Below are 19,596 nucleotides of genomic sequence, written 5' to 3' on the forward strand. Positions count from 1 at the left end.
TATTATTCTTCGTCTCTCCAATTCAATCTGTCTTCTGGACTAAATTGCCATGGAGCACCGTTGTTCTCAATGTTAGATATCATTCCTGCCAATTCTGTTGGTACTTTTGACTCTTCCATTACAAGGTAACGACGCATGTCTGTAATTATAGACAATGGGTCAATATTTACAGGACAAGCTTCAACACAGGCATTACATGAAGTACATGCCCACAATTCTTCTTCGGTAATGTAGTCATTCAGTAAACTCTTACCATCGTCATAATCTTTTCCATTTTTACGTAAACCAGCACCTTTTTCTTCCAATCGGTCTCTGGTGTCCATCATAATTTTTCTAGGAGAAAGAAGTTTCCCCGTTCTGTTTGCCGGACAATTTGAAGTACATCTTCCACATTCTGTACAAGTGTATGCATCCAATAAGTTCTTCCAAGACAAATCCTCAACATCTTTCGCTCCAAATCTTTGCACCTCAGCTTCTCCTTCACCCTCTTCCGGCATAGCGTATGGATCTGCATCTGGATCCATCATCAATTTCACTTCTTTCATCACTGCCTCCATGTTGGTTGCTTTACCTTGAGGATTTAAATTAGAGAAATAGGTGTTTGGAAAAGCTAAAATAATGTGGAAATGCTTAGAGAAAGGAAGGTAATTTAAAAAAGTAAACACCATTAAAATGTGTCCCCACCAACCAATTCTTTCCACCATAATTAATGATGATTCACTCATTCCACCAAAAAGGGCTGGCCCCACATACTGAGATATAGCAAACCCTAAGGATTGATCACCAAGATTTTCGGCATGGGAAAGACCTTGAGCGTAAAGCACTTCATCCGCACCATTCATCATAAAAATAAAGGTGATTAAAATCAACTCCATTACCAAAATAAGGTTACCATCTACTTTTGGCCATCCTTTCATTTCTTTCATGTTGAAACGCGGAATTTTCAATAGATTTCTTCTTGCTAAGAATAAGAAAGTAGCTACAAAAGCCAAAACAGAAAGCACTTCGATAAATGATATCATAAAGGTATAAAAACCTCCTAATGAAGACCTAAACAATCTGTGTTCACCTGATAATCCATCTGCAATAATTTCTATCAATTCAATTTGTGTAATTACAAAAGCTACATATAAACACAAGTGTAAGATTGCTGGGATAGGACGTTTAAACATCTTTTTTTGACCTAGAGCAATGAGCGTCATCACTTTTAACCTTTCCCCTTTGTTATCGGAGCGATCTACATCACGTCCCATTAAAATATTTGCTCGAATTTTATTCGCATTCATCGCGAAAAATCCAAATCCGACAAGTAATAAAACTGCAAAAATTATAATTGATATCATATATTAGTGTTTATTGATTATTGAATTGTGTCAAGTATTTTTTTCAATTTGCGTTCTTCATCTTTAGTGATCGGAACTCCTTTTGTTTTAGATCCGAAAACAGAGAAATGAATGTACCTTTCTGGATGAACTTTAATGTCCTCAACTAAGTTTTGAAGTCTCTCGTTAGTTGTGTTCAACTCATCATACAATTGTTCATCCTTCAGCAACTTACCAAGGGTTCCATTTCCATCCGCGGCTTCTTCTAATAAGCCATTTAAATTTTGTAAGGTTACCGTTGCCTCACCAATTGCAGATTTAAAATCAACCGTTAATAATGAATCCGTCAATTCTCCCATATTTCCTACAACCTTCTGAATTTCCATGTTGGTTTCCTTAAAGTTGTGCGTTATGTTCTCAACGTTATCAAAGATTCTTCCCAGTTTAGCTTTTTCATCTAGAATCATGTTATCGATGTTATAGGCCACCCTACCAAATCTTGAAATCGCAATTTTAACCTCGTTTAATCCTTCATCAAGAGTTGTTGCTGCTGAAGTATCCCAAAAGACCGTGATTGAATTTACGATATTGTCAATTGAGGTAATTAGATTCTCCATCTTCCTCTTAATCGGCAATAATTCTGATTCAATTTGTTCCGTAATTTCCTGGCTTACTGTTCCATCTAGGGTGTCTCCAATCGCATAATATCCCTTTTCAGCAATAAAGTTTTGTTCGATGTGAACACCAGTACTTAAAACTCCAGGAACAATTTTAATACCTGAGCCTTTTGCCAAACTTAGGCCTTCCGTATGAATATTAAACTTAATCAATACTCTTTTATTCGGGTCCGTGTAATTATTTGGGTTTACCAAGTCTACAGTCACCACTTTCCCCACTTCTACTCCATTTAAGGTTACTGAAGAAGAAGGAGTTAAGGCCCCTGACGTTGGGAAGTACGCATAATACACATCATCACCACCAAAGAAACTGTTTCCTTTGAGGTAATTTACCCCAAAAATGAGTAATGCGGTAGATAAAATTACGGCTAAACCTATTTTGAATTCTTTTGATACTTTCAATACTCTTGATTTTGTGCTAAAATAACGGATAAATTCATAAATACTTTACTAAAGTAGCAGAAATTCTATTTCTTGGCTAATTTAATTGCCTCTGCAATTGGAATTCTTTTACCATTCACAAAGCCTACCACAAAGGCATACTCAAAACCAATACTTTGCATTTCAACTTTATATTCATTGGCCGCCTGAAAATCATTTTCAAACAAACCAGCTGTGTACTTATATAAACCATCTTGTTTGTATTCTTTCACTGCCACATTATTAAACCTTTTATGGTTTACTGATAATGGCACACGTGATGTTTCTACCTGAACTTTAAAGTAAACTTTGTCTTTCTCTTCTTTGAATACAATCTTTTCATTTTCATCACTTTGTTTAATTTCTTCAATAGAAGCTTCAAAACCAGCACCGTTTTCAACCAAAGTATTTACTCCTTCTATCTCGGCCACATATTCTTGAAAAGCCTTGAAAATTACATTTGCCATTTTAATTTGATTCACTGGGTCATGCAAGAACTTTTCCTCAGAGCTATTGGTCAGAAATCCAGTTTCAATTAAAACACTAGGCATTGTAGTTTTGTACAAGACAATAAACCCAGCTTGCTTAACCCCTCTATCACGGCGACCTATGCCTTTAAATTGTGCTTGAATTTTTGAAGCTAAGTTGATACTTTGATTTAAGAAAACGCTTAACTGCAATTGTCTGGCAATAATAGCATCCGGAGTTAACTCGAAGTCTTTGTATTTCTCGTCACTATTCTCCTCAAATAAGATTGTGCTGTTCTCCCGCTCTGCTACTTGTTCTTGACTTTCAGTTCTGTGAAGTCCTAAAACGTAAGTTTCTGTACCATAGGCTGCAGAACCCGCGGCATTGGCATGAATAGAAATAAAGACATCGGCATGGTTGTCATTAGCCAATTTAGCGCGCTGATCTAACTCTACAAATTTATCTGAATCTCTGGTGTAAATCACTTTTATATGTGGATACTTACTTTTAATGTACTCTCCCAATTTTAAACCTATAGCTAAAACCACAGTTTTCTCATTGGTAATTCCACCATGACATCCTGGATCTTTCCCTCCATGTCCCGGGTCAATTACTACAGTTCTAATCCCATTAGACAAAACGTCATTTAGATTTTCTTGTGCGAACATTGGAAGAACAGACCACAGAAGTGTAAATAATACTATTGTTTTAATTTTTTTTGACCACACAACAATGTAATTTTTTAGATTTGCATCCGTTTAGTTTATCTATTATATACAAATTTACGAGTTCCTATTGAGCAAAAAATATTCCATAACGCATTTTTTCGTCGTTGGATTGTTAATAATTCTATTAACACCTTCATTTTACGCTCAAGACTCTCTTCAAGTGCAAGAGAAAAAGCGTATTTACAGAACCAAAGATGCTCTAGAATCTCGTGTTACCTACTCTTGTACAGATTCAATAGTTGCTAATCTAAAGACAAACAAAATATCCATTTACGGTGATGCTATTGTTGAATATGATGGCATCAAAATGACTGCAGACCTCATTGAACTAGACACCGATAAAAGTGAAATCTATGCCATTTACACCATAGATGAGGAAGGAAACAGGGTAGGGATTCCGAAATTTGAAGAAGGAACACAGTCTTTTACTGCGGCAAGCATTCGCTATAATTTTGAGACAGAAAAAGGTTTTATCGAGGAATTAAAAACCAAGCAAGAAGAAATGTACCTTCAAATGGGAGTTGCAAAGCGTCAAAAAAATGAGCAAGTACACTTTACTCAAGGTAAATTTACCACTTGCGAATTAGACGACCCTCACTTCCACTTTCAACTTTCCAAAGCAGTGATGGTTCCTAGCGAAAGAATTGCCACTGGCCCTGTTAATCTGTGGGTTAAAGGAATTCCGACTCCTTTAGGACTTCCTTTTAGTGTTATCCCTACAAAAGATCAGGAAGAGGAGCAAAATGGATTTATATTCCCAATGTTCACTCCTGTTTCGCAATACGGATTTGGGTTTCAAGACTTAGGCTACTATTTCCCAATTAAACAATCGGAGCATATTCAAACAACCATGTATGCGACTTTATATTCTCGTGGGACATTTGAAATTAGAAATCAAACCGACTATAAAAAACACTACAAATTTGCCGGAAACTTAAATCTACAATACAGTTCTTTTCGACAGTCTTTCCCTTTAGATTCAATTAGAAAAGAAAAAATTGTTGTTCAATGGCAGCATTCTCAAGAGCAGAAAGCTAATCCTTTTTGGAGATTTAACTCTAGTGTTAATTTTCAATCTGACAATAGCGGTAAGACAGACTTGGACAATTTAAGTCAGCAATACTTTCAAAACAATTTTAATTCAGACATCAACCTAATTCGTAGTTTCCCCGGAAAACCTGTTACGATAGGGTTAAAAGCAGCCTTAAAACAAAACTCCGCTTCCAAGAATATAGATGCTGACTTACCGACTTTAAATGTGAATGTTAACCGTTTCTTTCCATTTAAAGCATTACGAAAAAATAAAATTGGAGAAGAAAAATTCTATGAGAAAATTGGTGTCACCTATGCCCTTGAAGCAAAAAATAGAGCAATTTTTGGTGATAGTTTAATTTCACAAGGAAGGTATGATTTAATAGAGAATCAAATGCAAAATGGTATCCAACATCGCATTGGAACAAATTATCCTTTACAATTATTCAAGAAAACCTTGACATTAAATACTACAGCCCAATACAACCTGAGAATGAATTTTCAGTCTATAGAAAAACGCTATGTAGATTCTTCGAACCTAATTGTCAATGACACTTTAGATGGCTTAGGTCTTTCGCAAGATGTTGCATTCCAAACAGAATTATCCACCAACCTCTATGCATACTACAATTTTGTCGGCAATAGTGGAATGAAAATGCGCCATGTAATCACCCCACGAATTTCTATGAGATACCAGCCTAACCTGAGCTCATTTCGAACAGATTATTTAGGCCCAAATGGTGATACTGTAAAGTATTCTCCCTTCGAAAACAGTTTATATCGTGAAGGTCTAGGCCGAGAAGTGGGATTAATCAGCTACAACTTAAATAACACCTTTGAATTAAAACACCGCAACAGAAACGACACGATTGACGAAGAGTTTACAAAAACCAGAATTATTGATGCCTTCTCCATAAGCGGAAACTATGACATCTTCAAGGATTCCATGCAGTTTTCCGATATTAACTTCAATTTAAGAATAGCTCCAATCAAAGGGTTGAGTATTGTATCTGGAGCTTCGGTGTCGCCTTATGCTTGGGACGGTAATGACAATTTCTATGATGAATATGCTTTTAATAGCGGGCAGGGCTTTGGGCGAGTTACAAAGGCAAATATTTCTACCACTTACACCTTTACAGCGAAAGAATCCAGGGAGGAAATTAATAAAACACAAGAGATAATGGGCGATCATTGGGGGGCTGACTTCCAATATTATGCTTTAAATCCACATGAAGTGATCAATTTTGAAATTCCGTGGAAAATTAACCTAACACACACCTTTTTTGTAAACTTGAACCAATCTAATCCTGATGAAAGATACAGTAGAAACCAAAATATTGTTCTTTCTGGAGATGTAAGTTTTACAGAGAGATGGAAGTTGGGATTAAACTCAAGCTACGACTTAAATATGAAGGAATTAACTCAAACGCGTCTTTCCCTAAGTCGCGATATGCACTGCTGGCAGCTTTCATTCTACTGGACACCCGTTGGTGGACAGCAAAGTTTCCTCATCAGGTTTAATGCAACCTCTGCCCTATTCCAAAGTGCCAAATTGGAATTGAGAAAACCACCGGAATTCCTTTGATAATGATGTTTAATGTTTAAGGTTTAATTATTAACGAGGTTTGCGCTGGACATTCTTTGATAGTATAATGACTGATTAAAGGTTTGTCACTTGGAATTTTGACTATCAAAAAACTACATCAGCTTTAAGATCTAAAACAATTAATTCGGAGCACCATTTCCGTCAGCTGCCGGAGAGGTACAGAGAAAGGTCAATTTTGGGAGTACATAATTATGATTCAATCCTTTCCATTAATCCTTCCTAAGAGAAAAATTAAAACTAGCACTTTTGATAAATAGAGGAAAATATTATTGGGGCGCACACAGTTATAAATGCTCCATTAAACAAGCCGTTCATTCAAAACCTTACGAATTTTCTTAGCATCTCCTATTGAAAAACTTTTCAGTTTCACTATTTCATTTCCCATGGTGTAGACGACTATCATGGTGCTGATTAATCTTCTGTCTAACTCAAATGATGAGATTCGTTTAAATGGAATGGCTATTTCGTCCACTCCAATAAAATTACTGTTCCTTTTTCTATAAATTAATTCACTCGAAGTTATGGTCACACGATCTGGAGTGAGCAGGCTTCCTCCTAAAATAAAATTTGAAGAAAAGCTAAATGTTTCAAAATTATTCGCACTATTTACCTCCTTTGAATTAATGGATGGTCCTAACTTAATTCCACAGTTGGAACAAAAGTTAGCTTCTTTAAATATTTCATTTCCACAATTCGAACAATACATATAAAAAGTTGTTTTAACAGAAAATAATTTTGCGATATATTAGTTATAAGTTAGATTAAAACACCAAGATAGCAATTCAAAACTGTTCATCTAAATAATTTATTAATTTAGTAAAATTAGCCCATTTGAATTAATAAGATTTTATATATATTGAAACAATAATTGTAAGTTCAACACAGAGAAGCTATGGCCATTGATTTATCATTTGAAAACAAAAGAAAACCGCGTAAAGGGCGAGTACTAATTTCCGACCCTTTTTCTAAAGACGATTATTTTGGTCGCTCTGTCGTGTACATGTGTGACCACAACAGTGAAGGCACTTTTGGTTTTGTGTTGACCAATTATTTAGATATTGATTTATCGGAAGTAGCCAAAAACTTCCCCGACGTCGGAGCCAACATAAGTGTTGGCGGTCCTGTTCAAACCGAAAATATTTTCTTCATTCATACACTAGGAGATCAGCTTCCTGGAAGTGTAGAGGTAGATGACGGAATTTATATTGGTGGTGATTATGATTTATTGACGCAACAACTCAACGAAGGAACTGCAAATTCAACACAGGTGAGGTTCTTTTTAGGCTATTCTGGTTGGGATCCTGGTCAGTTAGAAGAAGAAATCAACAGAAACAATTGGATTGTGGCGCCTGTTTTAAATTCGCAAGAAATTATGGACACTTCCGTTACAGACATTTGGCAACGATTTATGAAAAGAGAAGGGAAAAAGTATGATATTTTATCGCGCGCGCCCCTAGACTTCAATGATAACTAGGAGTATTCATGCTTAACCCTAATTTTTATTTCGAAAAAAACAAAGAAACATTCAAGTTTAAAATTGATATATTCATTTTTGAGGCAATCAACAAAACCAAGCCTAAAAAACTAATACAAAGCAGTTAACAAAGCCAATGTTTCAGAGGCTTCAACCTGCTTTGAGGATGGTGTCTTGTATTCCACGTTGGCATCTTTTCTTGAAATCATTGGTAAGTCATCCAGTTGTTGAAGTTCTGCGTCCATTTTACTTGTTGAAGGTACTTGAACAATTTCCTCCAAATAAATCTCTTCCGTGTCGTCACTTTTTAACGTAGTGCTTTCTTGTTCTTGTTCTTTTACCGCCTGTGGTACAACTCGTTTGGGCTGATCTACTGAAACTTCTTTTATTTCGGCACTGCTATTCTCAATCAATTCCTTTAACTCAACTTTATTATGAGTTTCATTTGTTTCACTCACTTTTTTGGGTTGGACTCTCTCCACCTCCAATTTTTCGTTTTCTTCATTCATCGCATATTGAGCTGGATTTTCTTGCCATAAAAATGGAATAACAAGCGCTACAATCAAAGCAATCATTGCCAATTGAAAAGCTGGTTTTTTAAAAACATGTGTATCTCGTGGAAAGAAAAATATTAAAAAGCGATTCAAGAATCCGTCAGTTTTAACTGCATGTTTAGCCGAAAACCTTTCATTTAGGCGCTGCTTTACATTTGGTGTCAATTGTTTTTCATTTTCAATATTGAAATCTGAAACAGCAAGAAAAGTCATTTTTAAAGCATCGAACTCCTCTTCATTCGACGCCCAATCTTGAACAATTTCCTTCTCTTTTGGAGTCAATTCAAAATAGCTTTTCTCTACAATTATATTTTTAACAAAATCTTCCATTTTATTCTTCATTTATAGGGTTATAGGCCTGCAAAACTCCAGCGATTTTCTTTGTCGCATAAAACAAGCGCGACTTCACAGTTCCTTCATTAATTCCCATTACCTCTGCGACTTCTTTCACTGAGAATCCATCCATATGTCGCATAACAAAAACTTCCCGGTGTTTCTCATCCAATTTTGATAATGACTTGGCTAAATCACTACTAAAATTCTTTTCATTTAATTGTTCTTCAATAGGCTGGTTGTTCGCTGAAACTTGTAATTCTGATGAAATACCATTATTTGTGTTTGACCGTACCGCCATCTTTTTATACTCGTTTATGCACATGTTGTTCGCTACAGAATAAATCCAAGTTTTAAAGCTTCTATTGGGATCGAACAATTCGGGTCTATCGATTAATTTGGCAAACAAATCATGCATAAAGTCCTCTCCTTTTTCTTTGTCGTGCTTTAATTTTCGAGTAAAATAATAAGCCAACTTTGAACCATAGCGTTGATAGACTTCATCAAAAGCACGTTCATCGCCTTTGCTCATCAGTCGCACCAAATGCTCATCGCTTTGTTTTTTATAATTGACTCTAAATATCCCCATCCTATTTATTCAAAAGCGCTTCTACCTGAATTTGTTTATTAGATAATTTAGCAATCTGAAGCATTAAATCTTCAATTTCATGAATTGATTGAACATCCATCTTTTTTAAATACACATTTCTTACATTAAACAAGAAGGGTAAATAATTACTCAACACTTCACTTCTACCGCCTTGATTAACGTGCTGAGTAATTAATGATTTTAAGACCTCTTCATATTGTTTTATATCAAATTTCACATCCGAAAACCCAGTCAAAGAGTAGCCCAGGCCAATGGTATTTATCGTTTTCCCTTTAGATAAATACTCCTTGGGCATCGAAGGCGCCGCTATGATTTGTTGGTTTTTATTCATCTCAATAAATTCTATAAAAAAATCTGTTCCAATAATATTGTTATTCGGAATCTTAAATCCTCGCTTTTTTAATCGTTTTCTATATTCCACACTTTGTAGATGCTCCAAACTAATTATTTCCACATCATTTCTTATGTTTTTTATTTTCTGCTGAATAAGTAAGGGGTAGGTATCATTTTCTCCATGACTAATCAAAATAGTATTTGCGGGCAAAGACTTCAGCAAGTTTACCGCGAATAAGTCCAAATTCATTGGAAAAACCCTCATAGAATGTAGACTTTTTAGATATTGGTTGAGCTTTTCCTCCCTATCCGTAATATAGAAATAAGCACTAAACTCTTTCAGTACTTCAGCACTATTTGGCCGAATAAAAGCTGCTTTTTCTAAACTTTCAATTTTTGAAAAATCATAATTTCCTACTTGATAGTTGAGTAAATGATATTCAAAACTATTATTGTTTATTCTTGCTATTTCTTTCAATTGCAACTCCATGTTTTGCTGTTGTTCCGCTGTAGGAGTTTTCCTATATGGAGACAATGAAATGCTTTTCAATTCAGACTGCAAGTGATTTACATTTAATTCAAAAACCTCGGTCTGTGAAGGAAAAGGCTTTGCTCTTTTAGATTGAACATCCCTCTGAACTTTTTGATTTTCCTGTTTTTCCAAAGCCGGAGAGTTACTCTGGTTTGAATTTATTGGAACATTCTGAGCATTCACTAGCAGTGAAAAAAAGATAAATAATATGAGTATTTTATACATAATGATGCTTATTTTTATGGCTGTACATCTTTAGATTGAAAAGGTTCAGTTTTGATTCATAATAGACCATTAGAAAAAGAGTATTAAAAACTTGAGTAGCTAAATTACAATTAAAAATGAAGAGTTCCATCAGCAAAAAAGAATTCACTAAAATGTCATTGCAAAAGCGCTATGAGGTCCTTAAAAATAAAGGAGAGTATGTAGGTGTAAGGCAACTTGGAGATCACAGGATTCATTTATATGCTGTATCTAATTTTTTCGTCGAAATGTGGATATTGTTTTGTATTAATGAAATAAGATGGATTGAAATTCAGAACAATCAATCTATTTTAAATGAATATACCGACAACATTGACATAAAGAAAAATCTAGGACTATAGATCATGAAGTCTCGCTATTAAGATAAAGCCCAAAACAAACCAGTATTGAGGAATAAATTAAAATTTGGAGTAAGTAATTACTAAAATTACTTTTCGAAACTTAGTAAGTAGTTATTTAATCACTTTTCTCCGAACAACACCTGCGGATGTTTCTACAACAACAAAATAAACTCCAGATCCTAATTCTGAAACATCTAAAACAGCCTTAAATGCAGAAGACTCCATTTTTTCACCCATCACTTTTTGTCCAAAAGAATTAAATATTTCAACATTTTCAATAAGCACATTTGATGTATTTAGGTCAATTTCATCTAGCACAGGATTTGGATAAATAGCAAGATTAATTTCCTCCGACATCGTGGACAAAGGGTCTTGTTCTCTAACGTAAATACTGTCTAAGTATAATTTATATCCGTCGTAAGTTGTATTTACAAAAGCAAAATACACTGTTTCACCCGCGTAATCTTCTAAATTCTCGGTGTGTTTATTCCAAACGGGGAGCTCATTACTCACAACAACTAAGGTATCCGTAAAATCAGCGATTGAATTACCTGTTTTGGAGATCATCACTTTATAGGAATCAGGAAAAGAAGCGTCATGCGAAAGTCCACTCCATGAAATGAAATTCCCAGAAGCTCCGAGGGTCATTTGGGAAGTGATTAACCAACGGTCAGCCCTATCTACAGGACTAAAATAGGAAGTACTTGAAGCTGTTCCGTTCGTTGCATCCGTCGGATCTTCTTTAATAATCCAAGCACTTGTATACTCCTGCACATCATTAGCCACTGTGTTTCCGTCATTATCAATAATTGTAAAATTTGCGGGAAGGCTTGATGAATCAAAATTCTCTTCCAAAATTGAAATTTGTCCAATTAAACTTGAACTAATAATTACTGCTAAAACTGTAAAAACACTCTTCATCTATTCCATTCATTTAATTGAGGCAACACGCATCAATTTTTGCAATACAAATGTAATAAATTCGATAGACAAATTTTGCATTCAAGATAAGTTAACATTTGAGGTAAAAGTTTTCCGTATAGTAATAATTTTAAAATTGTGAGATTACAAAAAATAGGGCAACAGCGGACGTACCTACTGTGCCCCAAAATCCTATTGATTTCCAATATCCAGTTGAATCTTTTTTCAATCCTTTAAGAATTGAGTCAAAATCTTGCTGTTTTTGAATTTCCTCGGAGGGAACTTTCCACCGATTATAAACTACTTTTCGTTTCATAAGCGTGAATTTTTATTAAATGATTTTTTAAGTTTTTCTAAAGCGCGAAATGTTTTCACTTTGGCATTATTCTCTTTGAAAGACAACAAATCGCCTATTTCTCGGTAAGGTCTTTCTTCAAAATAGCGCAACTCAATTAATTGCAAATCCAATTCGTTGAGCTCACTCAATGCATTAAACAAACGCTTTTTATTTATGCTATTTGTTTCTTCCTCAAACACCTCCATGAAGGTAGCTACTTGCGTGTCATCAATATTTATTGTTCGTTTAGCCCTTTTATCACGGAATGCTTGATTCATCTCACTTTTGGCTATTCTGTAAAGCCAAGAAGCCAAAGGTACTCCACGGTACTCAAACTTTTTAATGTTCTTCAGGGCTTTTAAAAACACTTGTGAAGTGACATCGTAAGCAGATTGCTTATCATCCATTCTCTGATATACATATCTAAATATTTGTTCATGATACTTCTCGTATAATGGCGCAAAATATTTAGGGTTTTCCTTAGCTGATACTATCCACTCTTGCTCTTGATTGAGCATCTGGTCAGAATGATGGTAAATGGGGTTTATCGTTCTCATAGTTTTTAAAATTGGGTTTAAACAGGTATATTTTGCTGCTTGCAGACAGCGAAAAACTTTTTTTGGGGGTTAAATGCGTTAAACAATTAAAAAGCTTTTCACATTAATTAACGGGTTTATTGAAAAAATATTGTGCCTAAAAGTTTAGACGTAGAAAAGATTAGCCATAGCCAAGGATTGTGTTTGTACTTGTTATTTCAAAAAAAGCAGTAGCAATTGAGCTTTATTTTTCTACAATAGCTGATTTTTAGTGCTAGATTCCTTGAATTCATGGAAAAACTAATAAACAAAGGAAAATTGATTCAAAAAAAAATGGACGATTCGAAAATCATCCATTAATTAAATTTATGTTGTGTAAATAAATAACTTAGTTACACGAGAAATTTGTATTGACATCACTTGCCAAGTGGCTACAAAACTTCAATGGTGCAGTAAATTGACCATTACACAGCTCTTTGGTTGAGTTTTCATTTAAAGCTCTAGAATTCACTCCAAAAAATGCATCCTTGTATTGTGTAACTGTAACTCGTGAAGAGAAAATACCTAGGGCGCCATCTACATTTGAATAGGTCGGTTTGTTTTGCGCCAAAGAAGATGAGGGTTCGTTAGTCAACATGTAAGTATACAAGTCTTTAGAACCACCAACCAATTGAATTTCTATACCTTCAATTTGTCTTTTCGTTACGGCAGGGTTTTCGTCAATATTATTCTGGAGATACTTATAAAATTGTTCCCCCTCAGCAAAAATGGTTGCACCGCTTGTTGATGTACCTGAATTTGTAATTTCCCCTACTGGCCACAATAAAGATTTCTTTTCATAATTAGAACCAATAAATTCGTTGTAATCAAAACGTATCTTTAAGTTAAAAATCCCTGCTTCTGGTGATCTTGAAAAACTGATCGGTGTACTTCTGTACCCATTTGAAGAAACATCTGATTCTGCAAAATTAAAGGATATCTGAGGTTTCGGGTAAGTAATGTTCACTCCTGAAACTAAGTTGGTTTGCCCATTCACCATGTGATTTCCGTTATCGATATCAATTTTCAAACGGTAAAATGCATCTTCATCTAAATAGGTGGTGTCAGTCCCAGAAATCTCCACAAAATCCGGTCTAAAAAAGTATAATTTCTGTTCTGGCGCATAAAAAGCTCCCTCCTTTTTATTTTTAATCACTGTGTCTTTTAGCGTCCAAGTTCTTAAAGTAACACCATCCTTAATTTCTTCGACAGTGGCATCCACATTATCAAAATAAGACAATTCTGGTTGTTTCGCAAACTCATTCGCATTTCCTTCTTTTAGAAAGGTTCTGTTCAATTTTAAATACTGTATTTCTTTACCCTGATCGAGTAAGAAGTGTACAATTGGTGTTTCAACATATTCGCCATTAACGCTGAATTTTGTTTCACAACTTGATAAAAAAGCCAAGCCTAAACTAAATAAGAATATTTTTTTAAACATATATAGAAGTTTATGAAGCATAAAAGTAAGCAAAAAATATTCCTCACCATTACTGTTTACTCATTAATCCGTACTCTTCAAATGAAACAAATTATTTTACTCGGTTCATTCCCATCGCTTTCAACATCCATTTCGGAAGTGACTTTTTAGGATCTCGATTTTTCAGATTAATGTATAAACCAAGTTTTTTCATTAGCGGAACTTTGTGTGTCTCCACAAACTCTATCCAAGATCCGTCTGGATCTTCAATATAAGAAAATCTTCCTCCCGCTTCTCCCATGTCAAAAGTGGCACCACTATCCACTGTAAACGGAAAACCAGCGGCCTCGCATTCTTTTTGAAGCTGCTCCATGTTTCTGATATCAAAACAAAGATGTATGAACCCCCAGTCTCCCCAATAACGGTCCTTAAAGATTTTCTTGCAGTCAGTTCGTTCGATGGCTTGAATTAACTCAATTTTTGTTGGTCCCAACAAGGGTGCAAATGGACCTTTTCGTGTTTCAGGATGCGATAACAAGACACGACGCACTTTCTTATCTCCCTGTGGCAAGTCTGAAAAACAATCTTGAACACCTGTTTCATCGTATTCGACAGTTGAATAGCCTAAAATATCTGCGTACAGCTTCATTGAAGCATCGATGTCACTTACGCCAATCATTACACCTGCAGCACCACCTGTCTTCCCTTCAAACTTTGTCTTTTGAAAAACGGTAAGTTCTTGGACCACGTTAAATATGTTTCCATTTGGATCTTCCACGAAAAAATGTGGTTCTCCATGCGGTGTTTTCTTTAAGTCTCCCAGAACCTTAGCTCCATTTGACTTCATAAAATCGAAAGAGGCCTTCACATCTCTTGATTTTATTCTGCAAATGTACAGTCCAAAATCACCCAATTGAACATCAAATTTTGGCTTTTCAGTATCTCGGCTTGTAAACTGCCAAATCTCAAATCCACCACCACCTTCCATGGACAGCGCCAATGTTGCTGTTCTAGAATGTACTTTATCACCTGTATATCTCGTCATTAAAGGAGCTTCAGCAGCCTCTTCAAATATCCGAACATCTACACCAAAAAATTTCCGGTACCATTTCCAAATTTCTTGAACATCTGGAACACCAATCCCAATTTGCTGAATTCCACAGATAATTTTTTCCATTTTTCATCATATTTTATTGACCTCGCAAATTTAAGATTCTTTTAGACATTTTTGAATTACAAACAGTCAATTACAAATTTGTGATTTCAATAATTTTTAATCAAAAAAAGCTAAATGAATAATTCTACAGTTGACCATCAGTAACTATAAACGGTTTTGAGAGTTATTCGACGATGAATTAAGATTCAGAAAAAGGATTTTCGGGTGAATTTAGTTTATCATACTTTCTGTATCGCTTGCTATCAAAGGCTCTAAGTGTTTTTAACGGTTAGCGAAAAGCCAAATGGGTTGGATTTCTATTAAAGGATTTTCGGGTTTATTTGAATTATCACTTTTCCTATATCGCTTACTATCAAGAGCTCTAAGTGTTTTTAACGGTTAATAAAAAGCAAATTGGGTTGGATTTCTATTAAAGGATTTTCAGGTTTATTTGAATTATCATATTTCCTGTATCCCCTACCATCAAAGGCTCTAAGTGTTTTTAACGGTTAACTAAAAAACAAATGGGTTGAATTTCAATTAAAGGGTTTTAGGGTTTATTTGAATTATCACATTTCCTGTATCGCTTGCTATCAAGAGCTCTAAGTGTTTTTAACGGTTAACGAAAAGCCAAATGGGTTGAATTTCAATTAAAGGATTTTAGGGTTTATTTGAATTATCACATTTCCTGTATCGCTTGCTATCAAGGGCTCTAAATGATTTTAACGGTTAACAAAAAGCCAATTGGGTTGCATTTCAATTAAAGGACTTTCAGTTTTATTCAGTTTCTCATATTTTCTGTATCACCTACTATCAGCAGCACTAATTGTTTTTAACGGTTAATCCGATGCCAAATGGGTTGGATTTCAATTAGCGGATTTTCGGGTTTATTTGAATTATCACATTTCCTGTATCGCCTGATATCAAGGGCTCTAAGTGTTTTTAACGATTAATAAAATTTGATTCCGCGCAAAAGTTACCGTTAATTTCAATTTAAAACCTTTGAGTTTAACATGGTTCATCGAAGATTTTTCTGAACAACAAAGAAGATTCCTCAATACTCGGTATTTTCGGAATGAGGAATCTCTTTTTGATTATCGTTTAATATTAGTTTGGCTTCAAAAGTATGATTTACAAACAATAGTAGAACCTTGGCCACTTAATAAGAATACTATTTTTTACTGTAAATTAATAAACTGCGGGTCAAGTTCCGACAAGCCCATTACGAAATATCCCTTACCTCCCTTTGAATTGCTTTGGTAAGCGTTGTATTCAAAATCAAAAAACTCATTTCCATTAAAATTTTCTATTTTTACCAAAAACACAAGATGTTCAGCGCATTTGCATATTATATACTGGTTTATCCATTATCCCTGCTTCCATTGAGGGTGATGTATCTTTTTACAGATTTTTTTTACTTGTTATTAATAACCCTAATCCCATACCGAAGAAAAGTAGTTCGAGGAAACATAGAAAGATCATTCCCCAATATGTCTACCAAGGAAAAAAGAAAAATTGAGCGTAAATTCTACCGCCACTTGACAGATCTATTAGCTGAAGGGACTAAAAACTTAAGCATCTCTAAAAAACAGTTGCTCAAACGTTTCAAGGTTGAAAATCCTGAAGTTATAGATCAACTTTATGCTCAAAACAAAAATGTTTTACTGGTTTCTGGACATTACAATAATTGGGAATGGCTAATTACCGGTCAAAACCTACTTTTCAAGCACCAAGCTGTTGGTATAGGTATGCCCTTGAGCAATGGTTTTTGGGATAAAAAACTCAATGGAAGAAGATCTCGATTTGGAATGAAGGTCATTCACTCCAAAATTGTTCATGATTTCTTCACCAATAATAAAGAACGAATATCCACCTTAGTTCTTGCAGATCAATCGCCTGGAGATTCTAATAAAAGCTACTGGATGGAGTTTCTAAATCAAACATCAGGAATGTTATTTGGGCCTGAAATGTTAGCCAATAAATATGACCAAGCAGTGGTTTATTTTAGTTTACACAAAGTAAAACGCGGTCACTACTCCATGCGATTGAAAGAAATCACTTCCTCTCCCGGTGAATTAAAATATGGGGAAATCACAGAGCAGTTTGTACATTTATTAGAGAACACAATCAAGGAAGCGCCGCAATACTGGATCTGGTCGCATAAACGCTGGAAAAGAGACATTCCAAAAGATTTAGAAGCTTTAAGAAAACAGCAGATAATTCAATTTAATGAGAAGTTTCGCTCGTAACCCTCTTTAATCTTTTACACAATGGAAAATGGAATTATCCTGTTTGCAACAATGTTGATTTGCTTAATTATTGGTACAATTGGATTTGCTTTTTTAAAACGAGGTCATCATAATCAAAAAGAAGAATACATTGAATTATGGGAAGAATTTCAACAGATTAAAGATGACGAATCTACAATCAAAATTCAGGAGATTATTACTGTTGGCAATACGTTAGTTTTCAACAAATACATTCCTACGAAGCATTTAAAAATCATACTTGAACTTGCTAGAAAACGAGAATCTAGAAATCCAGAATTCGAAGAATTAAAATCGAATGCCTATAACAAATGGATTAACCATACACACGGATATCCTAGCGGAAATGGGGTTTTGTAATTTAGGAAAAAAGGTAACAATTCAGTCCCTAATGTGGAGGTGTTTTTTTATTCCGTAGAGACACAATGCATTGCGTCTCTACGGAATAAAAAAACATTCACCATTAATTCTGTTTTTCAAACATTGACATATCCCCTGCCTTCATTTGGTGATAAGCTTTTGTAAGGTATGCCAAGACAATTCGCATGGTATCGAAGGCCGTTTCCGATTCAGCACCAATTTCTTTGCCCTGTAATTTCAACAATAATTTCATGTACAAAGCTTGAAAACAAACTTCCACGAAATGTAAAGCGCCAAGGTCACTTTTCTTTTGAAATGCTTCAACGTTTTCTTCTGCAGCAGCAATCAAATCTAGATACTTTTTATCTTCTACAACATCCTTTAAAGTATTATGTAAATAAATCATTTCCGTAATTACTTCTCCCAAACGATGCAAATGACCTTTTGAAGTAAGGCCACGACCTTTCATTTCTTTAATCACTTCTTCATACCACTTCACAGCCTCAGCTTCTAGCGATTCACTCTTTACCTGCGGACGAATGATATGAACACGAATCTTATCAATATTAAAATTGTAAGCACGCACCATATCTTCTACCTGATACATATAAATAACGTATTCGGCGATATTACTTTGTAACTTTTCCTGCGATATAAACATATTTTGAGTATTGCGTTATAAAAAAGGAGTACAGTAACTAAAAACTTGTACTCCTTACTAAAATATTTTCACTGAGATTGATTGTGCGAGGGCCTTGTCTACGGCATTTTAATTTAAGTCTTCAGCTTCTAAAGCGTCTACCTCATCTTCAAAACCTGACATTAAATCTTCTTCTCTTTTGTTTAGATATTTAATAAATTCATCCGTTACATCGTAAGCATTATTAATGAAAGTAATTTGTCCACCTTTTTGATAGAAGAACAATAAATCAATTTCCTTTTTGTTAGAAAATTCCTTTCCAGCCTCTGCGATTTTATTCATCAAGGCCGTTTGATATTTCATTGATTCATTTTGAAGTGCAGCACCACGTTGTTGTTCAAATTGTTGAATAGACTGCTGTTTTTGCATGGCAGTTTGCTGAATCTCTTCAATTTGATACCCTGTAATTTCATTGTTTTGCATTTTCTTCTGAATATCCGCTTCATAAGCCTGATATGCTCGGTACTTTGCTTCTAATTCTTTCTGAAAATTCAACTCTTTTGCTCTTATCATGGAATCCACTTCTTTGTAAAAACCAAATTGAGTTGCGATACTGTCTTGGTAGTAGAACGCCATTGCAATTCCAGTAGAACCCTCACCCATTTGTTTTTTCTCAACTGGAGTGACCACCTCATTATCAGCCGCCTTTGAAGAGTTATCATCACCACATGAAGCAGCGAGTAAAGAGGCACTAAGGCCTAAAATTGCAATAGAAAAAAATCTTCTCATTTCGTTTATGAATTTGTTATGTTAGTATTTTTATTAGTAAAAGAAGCGTTCCAGTCTGTGCGCATTTCCACGAATCTTTTTAAGCAGCCACTTAGAAATTCTGGTGTAACCATTGCCTTGACATCAGCTACCCCCATCACATCTAATTCACCAATTTTATAACTTTGTTCAAACTGTCCAAGCTCAATTTTAACAGTATATTTTCCGTTATATGAAAAAATCTGTATTTTAAAACGCTCATGTGGTATAGTATCAACTACTCTCATTTTATTCTATAATTTAATGAAATAACGACCTTTCAATAAGTCGAATATTTTTATGAAACTCATTATAACTTGCCGTTAAAACGAATAATTTCAGCACAAAAATATCAATTCAAATAGGATTGGCAAAAAGAAAGCGTTTTTTTAATACAACATGGGATTATATTAAATTGT

Annotated in this window: 20 protein-coding genes; 5 read left to right on the forward strand and 15 right to left on the reverse strand. The window is 34.8% G+C overall.

Annotation, left to right across the window (positions count from 1 at the left end):
• Positions 1-2: 2 nt before the first annotated feature.
• The 3 genes from DIT68_RS03700 to DIT68_RS03710 form a co-directional block, all read right to left on the reverse strand.
• A complete protein-coding gene (locus DIT68_RS03700) occupies positions 3-1,343 on the reverse strand; it encodes a (Fe-S)-binding protein (protein ID WP_109358466.1) in 1,341 nt (446 codons plus the stop codon).
• A gap of 17 nt (positions 1,344-1,360) precedes the next feature.
• Positions 1,361-2,401 carry an MlaD family protein gene (locus DIT68_RS03705; RefSeq protein WP_158276103.1) on the reverse strand — a complete coding sequence of 347 codons (1,041 nt, stop codon included), beginning with the start codon at positions 2,399-2,401 and terminating at the stop codon, positions 1,361-1,363.
• Between the two features lie 65 nt (positions 2,402-2,466).
• Positions 2,467-3,615, reverse strand: coding sequence for an N-acetylmuramoyl-L-alanine amidase family protein (locus tag DIT68_RS03710; protein WP_146194110.1), 1,149 nt, complete (start codon positions 3,613-3,615; stop codon positions 2,467-2,469).
• 160 nt (positions 3,616-3,775) lie between these two features.
• Between DIT68_RS03710 and DIT68_RS03715 the strand changes: the two genes are divergently transcribed.
• Positions 3,776-6,232 (forward strand): putative LPS assembly protein LptD, encoded by a 2,457-nt coding sequence (locus DIT68_RS03715; protein ID WP_146194111.1) that lies wholly within the window; start codon positions 3,776-3,778, stop codon positions 6,230-6,232.
• A gap of 319 nt (positions 6,233-6,551) precedes the next feature.
• On the opposite strand, the gene DIT68_RS03720 is transcribed toward DIT68_RS03715, so the two are convergent.
• On the reverse strand, positions 6,552-6,959 hold the full coding sequence (locus tag DIT68_RS03720) for a zinc-ribbon domain-containing protein (RefSeq protein WP_109358470.1): 408 nt from the start codon (positions 6,957-6,959) through the stop codon (positions 6,552-6,554).
• A gap of 186 nt (positions 6,960-7,145) precedes the next feature.
• Between DIT68_RS03720 and DIT68_RS03725 the strand changes: the two genes are divergently transcribed.
• Positions 7,146-7,727, forward strand: coding sequence for a YqgE/AlgH family protein (locus tag DIT68_RS03725; RefSeq protein ID WP_109358471.1), 582 nt, complete (start codon positions 7,146-7,148; stop codon positions 7,725-7,727).
• Between the two features lie 110 nt (positions 7,728-7,837).
• Here DIT68_RS03725 and DIT68_RS03730 read toward each other — a convergent pair whose 3' ends face one another.
• From DIT68_RS03730 to DIT68_RS03740, 3 genes are read right to left on the reverse strand one after another with little or no spacing between them, the layout of a single operon-like run.
• On the reverse strand, positions 7,838-8,623 hold the full coding sequence (locus tag DIT68_RS03730; RefSeq protein WP_109358472.1) for a hypothetical protein: 786 nt from the start codon (positions 8,621-8,623) through the stop codon (positions 7,838-7,840).
• Positions 8,613-9,203 carry an RNA polymerase sigma factor gene (locus tag DIT68_RS03735; RefSeq protein ID WP_109358473.1) on the reverse strand — a complete coding sequence of 197 codons (591 nt, stop codon included), beginning with the start codon at positions 9,201-9,203 and terminating at the stop codon, positions 8,613-8,615. Before DIT68_RS03735 ends, DIT68_RS03730 begins: the two co-directional genes overlap by 11 nt.
• A 1-nt stretch (position 9,204) precedes the next feature.
• Complete coding sequence (locus DIT68_RS03740) at positions 9,205-10,314, reverse strand: hypothetical protein (RefSeq protein ID WP_146194112.1); 1,110 nt, start codon at positions 10,312-10,314, stop codon at positions 9,205-9,207.
• Positions 10,315-10,430: 116 nt separating this feature from the next.
• On the opposite strand from DIT68_RS03740, the gene DIT68_RS03745 reads away from it, so the two are divergent.
• Positions 10,431-10,694 carry a hypothetical protein gene (locus DIT68_RS03745; RefSeq protein WP_109358475.1) on the forward strand — a complete coding sequence of 88 codons (264 nt, stop codon included), beginning with the start codon at positions 10,431-10,433 and terminating at the stop codon, positions 10,692-10,694.
• A gap of 111 nt (positions 10,695-10,805) precedes the next feature.
• Here the strand turns inward: DIT68_RS03745 and DIT68_RS03750 are convergent, their stop codons facing one another.
• From DIT68_RS03750 to DIT68_RS03770, 5 genes are all read right to left on the reverse strand, one after another.
• On the reverse strand, positions 10,806-11,615 hold the full coding sequence (locus DIT68_RS03750) for a T9SS-dependent choice-of-anchor J family protein (protein WP_109358476.1): 810 nt from the start codon (positions 11,613-11,615) through the stop codon (positions 10,806-10,808).
• 130 nt (positions 11,616-11,745) lie between these two features.
• Positions 11,746-11,931 (reverse strand): hypothetical protein, encoded by a 186-nt coding sequence (locus tag DIT68_RS03755; RefSeq protein WP_109358477.1) that lies wholly within the window; start codon positions 11,929-11,931, stop codon positions 11,746-11,748.
• The gene (locus tag DIT68_RS03760) at positions 11,928-12,509 is read right to left on the reverse strand and encodes an RNA polymerase sigma factor (RefSeq protein ID WP_109358478.1); all 582 of its coding nucleotides are present in this window, start codon (positions 12,507-12,509) and stop codon (positions 11,928-11,930) included. Before DIT68_RS03760 ends, DIT68_RS03755 begins: the two co-directional genes overlap by 4 nt.
• Before the next feature lie 367 nt (positions 12,510-12,876).
• Positions 12,877-13,968, reverse strand: coding sequence for a DUF4249 family protein (locus DIT68_RS03765; protein ID WP_158276104.1), 1,092 nt, complete (start codon positions 13,966-13,968; stop codon positions 12,877-12,879).
• Between the two features lie 91 nt (positions 13,969-14,059).
• Entirely contained in the window at positions 14,060-15,124 is a 1,065-nt protein-coding gene (locus DIT68_RS03770; protein ID WP_109358480.1) for a VOC family protein, read from the reverse strand.
• A 1,307-nt stretch (positions 15,125-16,431) separates the two neighbouring features.
• Here DIT68_RS03770 and DIT68_RS03775 point away from each other — a divergent pair.
• Both DIT68_RS03775 and DIT68_RS03780 read left to right on the forward strand, forming a co-directional pair.
• Positions 16,432-17,352, forward strand: a complete 921-nt coding sequence (locus DIT68_RS03775) for a lysophospholipid acyltransferase family protein (RefSeq protein WP_109358481.1) — start codon at positions 16,432-16,434, stop codon at positions 17,350-17,352.
• 21 nt (positions 17,353-17,373) lie between these two features.
• Positions 17,374-17,730 (forward strand): hypothetical protein, encoded by a 357-nt coding sequence (locus DIT68_RS03780; RefSeq protein WP_109358482.1) that lies wholly within the window; start codon positions 17,374-17,376, stop codon positions 17,728-17,730.
• Between the two features lie 103 nt (positions 17,731-17,833).
• On the opposite strand, the gene DIT68_RS03785 is transcribed toward DIT68_RS03780, so the two are convergent.
• The 3 genes from DIT68_RS03785 to DIT68_RS03795 all read right to left on the reverse strand — a co-directional run bounded on the left by DIT68_RS03785 (position 17,834) and on the right by DIT68_RS03795 (position 19,425).
• On the reverse strand, positions 17,834-18,391 hold the full coding sequence (locus tag DIT68_RS03785) for a DUF4924 family protein (protein WP_109358483.1): 558 nt from the start codon (positions 18,389-18,391) through the stop codon (positions 17,834-17,836).
• 108 nt (positions 18,392-18,499) lie between these two features.
• Complete coding sequence (locus tag DIT68_RS03790) at positions 18,500-19,159, reverse strand: OmpH family outer membrane protein (protein ID WP_109358484.1); 660 nt, start codon at positions 19,157-19,159, stop codon at positions 18,500-18,502.
• 5 nt (positions 19,160-19,164) lie between these two features.
• Positions 19,165-19,425, reverse strand: coding sequence for a hypothetical protein (locus DIT68_RS03795; RefSeq protein WP_109358485.1), 261 nt, complete (start codon positions 19,423-19,425; stop codon positions 19,165-19,167).
• Positions 19,426-19,596: the final 171 nt, after the last annotated feature.

Origin of the sequence: Brumimicrobium oceani, from assembly GCF_003143775.1 — a bacterium.
GTDB classification, from domain to species: domain Bacteria; phylum Bacteroidota; class Bacteroidia; order Flavobacteriales_D; family Crocinitomicaceae; genus Brumimicrobium; species Brumimicrobium oceani.

Coding starts and splice junctions, on each gene's coding strand:
- DIT68_RS03700 (WP_109358466.1), bottom strand. CDS start 1,343: ATGATATCAATTATAATTTTTGCAGTTTTATTACTTGTCGGATTTGGA.
- DIT68_RS03720 (WP_109358470.1), bottom strand. CDS start 6,959: ATGTATTGTTCGAATTGTGGAAATGAAATATTTAAAGAAGCTAACTTT.
- DIT68_RS03725 (WP_109358471.1), top strand. CDS start 7,146: ATGGCCATTGATTTATCATTTGAAAACAAAAGAAAACCGCGTAAAGGG.
- DIT68_RS03730 (WP_109358472.1), bottom strand. CDS start 8,623: ATGAAGAATAAAATGGAAGATTTTGTTAAAAATATAATTGTAGAGAAA.
- DIT68_RS03735 (WP_109358473.1), bottom strand. CDS start 9,203: ATGGGGATATTTAGAGTCAATTATAAAAAACAAAGCGATGAGCATTTG.
- DIT68_RS03740 (WP_146194112.1), bottom strand. CDS start 10,314: ATGTATAAAATACTCATATTATTTATCTTTTTTTCACTGCTAGTGAAT.
- DIT68_RS03745 (WP_109358475.1), top strand. CDS start 10,431: ATGAAGAGTTCCATCAGCAAAAAAGAATTCACTAAAATGTCATTGCAA.
- DIT68_RS03750 (WP_109358476.1), bottom strand. CDS start 11,615: ATGAAGAGTGTTTTTACAGTTTTAGCAGTAATTATTAGTTCAAGTTTA.
- DIT68_RS03755 (WP_109358477.1), bottom strand. CDS start 11,931: ATGAAACGAAAAGTAGTTTATAATCGGTGGAAAGTTCCCTCCGAGGAA.
- DIT68_RS03760 (WP_109358478.1), bottom strand. CDS start 12,509: ATGAGAACGATAAACCCCATTTACCATCATTCTGACCAGATGCTCAAT.
- DIT68_RS03765 (WP_158276104.1), bottom strand. CDS start 13,968: ATGTTTAAAAAAATATTCTTATTTAGTTTAGGCTTGGCTTTTTTATCA.
- DIT68_RS03770 (WP_109358480.1), bottom strand. CDS start 15,124: ATGGAAAAAATTATCTGTGGAATTCAGCAAATTGGGATTGGTGTTCCA.
- DIT68_RS03775 (WP_109358481.1), top strand. CDS start 16,432: ATGTTCAGCGCATTTGCATATTATATACTGGTTTATCCATTATCCCTG.
- DIT68_RS03780 (WP_109358482.1), top strand. CDS start 17,374: ATGGAAAATGGAATTATCCTGTTTGCAACAATGTTGATTTGCTTAATT.
- DIT68_RS03785 (WP_109358483.1), bottom strand. CDS start 18,391: ATGTTTATATCGCAGGAAAAGTTACAAAGTAATATCGCCGAATACGTT.
- DIT68_RS03790 (WP_109358484.1), bottom strand. CDS start 19,159: ATGAGAAGATTTTTTTCTATTGCAATTTTAGGCCTTAGTGCCTCTTTA.
- DIT68_RS03795 (WP_109358485.1), bottom strand. CDS start 19,425: ATGAGAGTAGTTGATACTATACCACATGAGCGTTTTAAAATACAGATT.